The 7,091-nt window shown below is 72.7% G+C and carries 6 protein-coding genes; 3 read left to right on the top strand and 3 right to left on the bottom strand.

The genetic code is table 11. The annotated features are described in order from the left end of the window. Nucleotides 1–138: 138 nt before the first annotated feature. Entirely contained in the window at nucleotides 139–645 is a 507-nt protein-coding gene (locus AB0F81_RS37730) for a SigE family RNA polymerase sigma factor (protein ID WP_360205583.1), read from the bottom strand. Nucleotides 646–698: 53 nt separating this feature from the next. Continuing rightward, a complete protein-coding gene (locus tag AB0F81_RS37725) occupies nucleotides 699–1,568 on the bottom strand; it encodes an alpha/beta hydrolase (protein WP_360205580.1) in 870 nt (289 codons plus the stop codon). Between the two features lie 70 nt (nucleotides 1,569–1,638). Here AB0F81_RS37725 and AB0F81_RS37720 point away from each other — a divergent pair, with 70 nt between their 5' ends. Then, nucleotides 1,639–2,877: a D-alanyl-D-alanine carboxypeptidase gene (locus tag AB0F81_RS37720; RefSeq protein ID WP_360205577.1), complete on the top strand. Its 1,239-nt coding sequence runs from the start codon at nucleotides 1,639–1,641 to the stop codon at nucleotides 2,875–2,877. A 91-nt stretch (nucleotides 2,878–2,968) separates the two neighbouring features. Here the strand turns inward: AB0F81_RS37720 and AB0F81_RS37715 are convergent, their stop codons facing one another. Next, a complete protein-coding gene (locus AB0F81_RS37715) occupies nucleotides 2,969–4,813 on the bottom strand; it encodes a protein kinase (RefSeq protein ID WP_360205573.1) in 1,845 nt (614 codons plus the stop codon). Nucleotides 4,814–4,856: 43 nt separating this feature from the next. On the opposite strand from AB0F81_RS37715, the gene AB0F81_RS37710 reads away from it, so the two are divergent. Then, a complete protein-coding gene (locus AB0F81_RS37710; RefSeq protein WP_360205570.1) occupies nucleotides 4,857–5,486 on the top strand; it encodes a hypothetical protein in 630 nt (209 codons plus the stop codon). A gap of 112 nt (nucleotides 5,487–5,598) precedes the next feature. After that, a complete protein-coding gene (locus AB0F81_RS37705; RefSeq protein ID WP_360205567.1) occupies nucleotides 5,599–7,077 on the top strand; it encodes a sulfatase in 1,479 nt (492 codons plus the stop codon). The last annotated feature ends 14 nt before the right edge of the window (nucleotides 7,078–7,091 follow it).

The following is a 7,091-nucleotide window of genomic DNA, read 5'->3' as shown; positions in this document are numbered from 1 at the left end:
CGCCGATCATGCCGAAGCGGCGCTGCCGCCGCACCCGGGCGGCCTCCCGCGGCAACGCCGCGCGGATCCGGTCGGCCGGCGCCGCCCGGTCCGCCTGGCGCTCCTGCGCCGCGCGGATGAGATCCTCGATTTCGCTGGTCACCGCTGCTCCCCGGTGGTCACGAGCGCGGCCGGCAGGGCACTCTGCAGGGCTGCCAGCGCACGCATGAGATGGGTACGAACTGTGACCGTTCGACAGCCGAGGATCTCGGCGATCTGCTCGACCGCCAGGTCCTCGTAGAACCGCAGTGCGATCACCGCCCGCTGCCGGGGTGGCAGCCCGGCGATCAGGCGGATCATCGCGTCCCGCTCGTCGCGCTGCACCGCGTGGTCGGGGGCCGCCGGCAGGAACCCGGCAAGCGTCTCCCCGGACAGCGGCACCGACCGGGCCGCACGGCGCCGGCGCCAGGACAGGAACTCGTTGACGAGCATGCGTTTGACGTACTGCTCGGGCGCGTCCATCCGGCTGATCCGCGACCAGCGCGCCTGGGCCCGCACCAGCACGTTCTGCGTGATGTCCTCGGCCAGACGCGGGTCCCAGGTGACCACCGTGGCGTAACGCACCAGGCTGGTGAGACGGGCGGATACGAAGTCTTCGAACGTCACGGTGACAGAACGCCTCCGCCCGCGTCGATTGATGACAGCCGGCGCCGGAAATCTCAGCCGGCCGCCAGGACCTCCCGCAGCTTCACCGCGAACTCCTCCGGCTTGCCCGCGTAGCCGAACTCGCCGCCGAGGAAACCGCCGTGGTGGCTGGGGAAGACGGTCGCCTCCTGGCCGAGCAGCGCCGCGGTGGCCCGGGCGGTGCGCCCGGTGTAGGTGTCGCCGGTCTCCTCACCGACCGCGATCACGATCCGGGTCGGCGCCGCGGCCAGCACCGCCGGGTCGGGGCGGTAGTCGCTGATCGCCCACGAGTTCTTCGACAGCAGCGGATCCTCCCGGCCGCCGTCGTCCTCGGCCGGCATGCCGAACGCCGCCGGGTCGGGCGCGGGCTGCGCGAAGTAGTCGTCGGTGAACTCGCCCGTCCAGGACGTCATCGCCATGAACGCGGCCATTCCCGCGCCCCAGCCCTTCGCCTGGTAGGCCTCGTGGAAACCGGCCCGGGCCCGGTCGGCGCCCTCCGCGTCGGGCAGCACACCGTTCATCGGCGGCTCGTGCGCGACCAGCGTGGCCACGTCACCGGGGTGCGTCGCGACCAGCTCCAGCGCGGTCACCGCGCCGCCGCTGCTGGCGAACACGTCGACCGGCCCGCCGCCGAGCGCCTCGATCAGCCGGTGCAGGTCGGCCGCCTGATGCTGCGGGGTGTGATCGGTGCGGCCGTCCTTGCGGACGCTGCGGCCGAGCCCGCGCGGGTCGTAGGTGACGACCGTGCGGTCGGTGAAGTGGCCGGCGAGCGCGGTGAAGCCCTCGGCGGACATCGGCTGGCCGATCATGAGAAGGATGGGCCGCCCGCCGGCCGGCGGCAGCGGGCCGCGGACGTCATAGACCAGATCGACGCCGGGCAGGGCAAGCGTGTGGGTCTCCGTCATACGGTGACCTTACGGCCCTCGGCCGGTTGACGGCGGTGGTGATACTGGCCGGGTCGAAGGGAGTGGATCAATGACCGTCTACGGCACGCCGGTTCCGCAGCGCCGCAGCCGCCTGCTCACCGGTGTCGTCGTCGCGGTCGTCGGGCTGCTCGGCCTCTCCGGCGCCGGCGCCGCCGCGCAACTCACCCGGGACCTGCCGCCGCCCGAGCTCACCACCGCGATCGGCGCCTCGGTGCGGATCCCCGGCGCGGCGCCGGAGCTGCCTTGGCCGGCGCAGGGCGCCGCCGAGGTGATGATCGAGGGCCTGGGCCGGCTCGGTGGCTCCGGTGACGGCCCGGCCGAGCCGATCGGCAGCGTCGCGAAGGTGATGACCGCCTACGTCATCCTTCAGGCTCACCCGCTCAGCGGCGCCCAGGAGGGCCCGTCGCTGACCGTGACCGCCGAGGACGTGGCCGACTACCGGTCCCGGATCGCCACCAACCAGTCGCTGGTGCCGGTCAAGGAGGGCACCGCGCTGACCCAGCGGGACGCCCTGGAGGCGCTGATGCTGCCGTCGGCCAACAACGTGGCCCGCCAGCTGGCGATCTGGGACGCCGGCAGCGAGTCCGCGTTCGTCACCAAGATGAACGCCGCCGCCGCTGAACTCGGCATGGCCGACACCCGCTACACCGATCCCAGCGGTTTCCTGCCGACCACCGTCAGCACCGCCGCCGACCAGGTCGTCCTGGGCCGGGCCGCGGTGAAGATGCCGGTGTTCGCGGAGATCGTCGCCCTGGAGGAGGCGACGATCCCGGTGGCCGGGCGGATCACCAACTACAACGACCTGCTCGGCGTCGGCGGCGTCTTCGGCATCAAGACCGGCTCCACCGACGAGGCCGGCGGCAACCTGCTCTTCGCCTCCCGGCTCACCGTGGGCTCGCGCACCCTCACCCTGGTCGGCGCGGTCTTCAACCAGCCCGGCGCGGACACGCCGCAGCAGCTGGCCGCGGTCAACCGGGTCGTCCGCAGGCTGCTCACCGCGATCCGCAAGGTCGTCAAGGAGTACCAGCTGCTCGCCGCGGCGCCGGCGGGCAAGCTCTCGTCCGCCTGGGGCGCGACCACGACGGTCACCCCGGCGCAGCCACTCACGGTGATCGGCTGGCCCGGCCTGGAACTCCCGGTCAAGATCAAGGACACCCACTCCGGCACAGCGGTCACCGCCGGCGAGCAGGTGGGCACGGCCGAGGCCGCCGGCGTACGAGTCCAGCTGCGTGCCGAGAGCGCGCTGAAGTCCCCCTCCCTGTGGTGGCGTCTGACCCGCAGCCCGTGATGCGGTGGCCCACCCGCAGCCCGTGATGCGGTGGCCCACCCGCAGCCCGTGATGCGGTGACAGCCCCACCTGCAGGCCGCGATGATCCGGGCTACGGCCCCGCCCGGAAGACCGCCCCGGTCGCCTCGCCCAGCTCCGGAGCGCCGAGGCAGTGCAGCAGCGTCTCACCGCCTACCTCGACCGGCCACGCCTCCCGCTTCCAGCTTCGGGTGCGCTGCGGCTTGCGGGAGCGGTCCGTCATGACCTGGGCCGAACAGGTGCCGGTGAGGCCGGCGCGTTCCAGCAGCGGCTCGTCGGTCATCTTGACCCCGCCCGCCGGCATCGGGACCGCCAGGAACGTCTCCCAGAAGTGCGGCTCGGCGCAGTCCACCGGCCTCGGCGACTCGGCCCTCCCGGAGCTCACGGTCAGCCCGGCCCAGCACAACGGTTCCACCGGGCAGAGTGCCTGACCGCAGGCCACGAACCCGGCCGCTACCGGCTCCGGCGCGGCCCCGGTGCTTTCGCCCGGCTTCCCGTCCGACCCGGCCCCGGTGCTCCCGCCCGGCTGCCCGCCCGATGCCGCTTCGGCAGCTCCGCCCGACTTCCGGCCGTCGTCCGTCGGCCGCATCTGGCTCCACGCGAAGACGCCACCGGCGACCAGGACCGCCGCGGTCAGCGCAGCCAGCAGGGCAGTCCGCCGCGATCGCCCACCCGCGGACGGCACGGCCCCAGCCGCCGGAACCGGATAGCCGGGCGCGCCTGGAATCGCGGCAGGCCCACCGGAAGCCGCCCCACCAGCCACGGGGAAGGCTGCGGCGGCCGCGTTGCCGGGCGCACCAGAGGAAGCCGCCCCGATCCCGCCCGAAGGATCCACCCTCGAAACGAAGCCGGCCGGATGGCCGGACGCACCAGGCGATAACGGACCAGGAGCGAAGCCAGCCGGATAGCCGGGCGCGCTGGACCATGTCGCCCCAGAAGCGGAACCTGCCGAATCACCGTGCGCGCCCGGCGCCGGAGGCTCAGGAACGAAGCCGGCCGGATGGGCGGCCGCGCCGGGCACCGTCGTCCCGGGCGCGAAGCCGGCCGGATGACCGGGCGTGACTGACCCGTCGGGAGCGGCGGCGGATGGCGGCGCCGCCGCGGCACGGGCGGCGGCGGCCAGGGCCGCCGCGGACGGCCACCGTCCTTCCAGCTCGACAGCCAGGGCTCGCTCGACGACCGCGGACACCGGGCCCGGAAGACCGACCCCGATCGTCCGCGGCGCCGACTGCAACCGTTGCAGCGCCACCGCATAGGGGTTGTCGCCCGTGAACGGCCGCGCCCCCGCCAGGCACTCATAGGCGACCAGCCCGAGCGAGTACACGTCGCTGCGCGGCTCGGCCGGCTCGCCGCGGACCTGCTCCGGCGACAGATACGTCGGGGTGCCCAGGATGGCGCCGGAGACGGTCAGCCGGCTCGCGTCCTCGTGCCGCGCGATGCCGAAATCGGTGATCACCACCGTGCCGTCGCGGCGGACCAGCAGGTTGGCCGGCTTGATGTCGCGGTGTACCAGCCCCTGGTCGTGCACCGCCTGCAGCCCGTCCGCCACCTGCGCGACCAGCCGCATCGTCTCGTCCGGCCGGAGCCGCCCGGCGCGGGCCAGCCGCTGGGCGAGGGATTCGCCGTCGACGAACTCCATCACCAGAAACGCGACCCCGTCGCTGCGGCCGTAGTCGTGGATGGACGCCACCGCCGGATGGTTCACCCGCGCCATGGCGGTCGCCTCGCCGGCGAACCGCTTCGCGAAGTCCGGGTCGTCGGCCATGCCGGGCAGCATGGCCTTGACCGCCACGGTCCGGCGAAGCACCTCGTCGACAGCCAGCCACACCTCACCCATGCCGCCGGCGCCGAGCCGCTGCTGAAGGTGGTAGCGACCGCCGAGCCTCAGCCCAGCGCGCAGAACGACGTCAGCCGACACGGCCGCCAGCTTAGGTGCCGGCCACTCCGGCAGAATCCCCGGCATGCGAGTGGCTCCGGAACGCGTCGCCGAGGCGATCAAGCGTTACGCCCTGACCGGCACACCCACCGGCGAGGTGGTCGTCCGCCCCAACGGCGAGTTACGGATCATGACCGCCGGCGACGTCTTCCACGTCTGTCCCGCCGGCTGGCGGATCGCGGACTCCCCCGGTGTCGACGAGGCCTTGCTGATCCGCCGCGACACCTTCACCTACAACGCCAACCCGGTGCACGGCCTGCTTTTCGAGACCGACGGCACCACCCGGCTGCTCAACGAGCGCGCTGCCATGACCGACCTCGGCCGCCGGCTCGGCGCCGGCCTCGACCCGATCGCTTACGCCGAGGTGGTCGCCGCGCTGTATTCCGGCGGCGACCTGGACGCGCCGGTGGTGACCGCCCACGCGGCCGATTTCTCCTGGCCGGCCGGCGAGCTCTTCACCGGTTCGAAGGTCTATCCCGACCCGCTGGTGCAGCGCAGCGGCGACCTCCTGCGGATCCATTTCTTCTCCGGGCAGGGATTCATCGACCACGGTGGCGGCGGCAACGGCAACCACATCTACCGCTGGCGGATCACCGGCGGCCCCGGCCGGGACCCGGAGTGGGAGCGCGAGTACGTCGGCTTCGACGGCCGGTAGCCACGACGACATCACCCGGACGTGTCGGCCGAATGCCCGCGTCGTGGCAGGACACCGCCGTTCCGCGCGGAAATCCGGCCGGCCGCCGCCGCGCCCACTAACCTGCGCCATCATGACGTTGCGCCGCCCCACGCTGATCGCCCTGCTCGCCGCGGCCCTGTTGGTGACGGCGGCCTGCACGCCGACGCCGCGGGCGAAGGCCGAGGCGCGCCGGCCGAACATCGTCCTCGTCCTGGTCGACGACCTGTCGAAGAACCTGGTCCGGCACATGCCGAACGTGCTCGCCCTGCAGCGCGACGGCACCGCGTTCACCAATTACACCGTCACCGACTCGCTGTGCTGCCCGTCGCGGGCGTCGATCCTGACCGGGCGTTACCCCCACAACACCGGGATTCTCAAGAACCACGGGTCGGACGGCGGTTTCCGGCTCTTCCACCGGCGCGGCCACGAGAAGTCCACCTTCGCCACCGACCTGCGGGCCGCCGGTTACCGCACCGCGTTCCTCGGCAAGTACCTCAACGAGTACCTCCCCCGGAAGACCCTCGTCGACGGGAAGCCCTATGTGCCGCCGGGCTGGGACCAGTGGTTCGCCGGCGGCAACGATTACGCCAACGTCAATTACACGCTCAACGAGAACGGGAAGCTGCGCTGGTACGGCGAGCGGCCGGCCGATTACCTCACCGACGTGCTGTCGGCGAAGGCGCAGGACTTCATCACCGAGTCCGCGGCGGCGGGCAAACCCTTCCTGGTGGAGGTGTCGACCTACACCCCGCACATGCCGTTCGCCCCGGCGCCGCGGGACGCGAACTCCTTCCCGGGGCTGCTCGCACCGCGCCCGGCGAGTTTCGACCGGCTGCCGGTCAACGCTCCGAAGTGGCTCGCCGCGCTGCCGCCACTGTCCGCCGCGATGCGGGCGCGCATCGACCTGGATTTCCGCAAGCGCGTGCAGTCGGTGCAGGCCATCGACCGGATGCTGGGTGACCTGCGGGCCACGCTCACCCGCACCGGGGCAGCCGGCAACACCGTCGTGATCTTCACCTCGGACAACGGTTACCACCTGGGTGAATACCGTTTGAGCCCGGGCAAGCAGACCGCTTTCGACGTGGACGTGAACGTGCCGCTGATCGTGGCCGGCCCCGGCGTCCGGGTGGGCGGGGTGATCAGCGCCCCGGTGGAGAACATCGACCTGCGCCCCACCTTCGCCGATCTGGCCGGGGCGAGCGTGCCCGCGCAGGTCGACGGCCGCAGTTTCCGGTCGCTGCTCGCCGGCTCCGCGCCGGCGCTGTGGCGCACCGCCGCGCTGATCGAGCACAGTGACCCGGCTGACGATCCGGCGGACCCGGACTATCAGCGGTTCTCCGCCAGCGTGCCGCCGACTTACGACGCGATGCGAACCACGGCTTTCACCTATGTGGAGTATGCCGACGGCAGCCGCGAATTTTACGACCGCCGGTCGGACCCGCACCAGCTGCTGAACCTGGCGCCGAAGCTCACCCCCCAACGCCTCGCCGAGCTGCACGGCGCGTTGCGCGGCCTGGCAACCTGTGCGGGCGCGCAGGCCTGCGGGCTCGCCGGGCGCGCGCTCGGCTGACGGCGCAGCATCGG

Origin of the sequence: Actinoplanes sp. NPDC024001 (assembly GCF_040638955.1) — a bacterium.
Taxonomy (GTDB): Bacteria; Actinomycetota; Actinomycetes; order Mycobacteriales; family Micromonosporaceae; genus Actinoplanes.
This window is presented reverse-complemented; position numbering and strand designations above follow the sequence as displayed.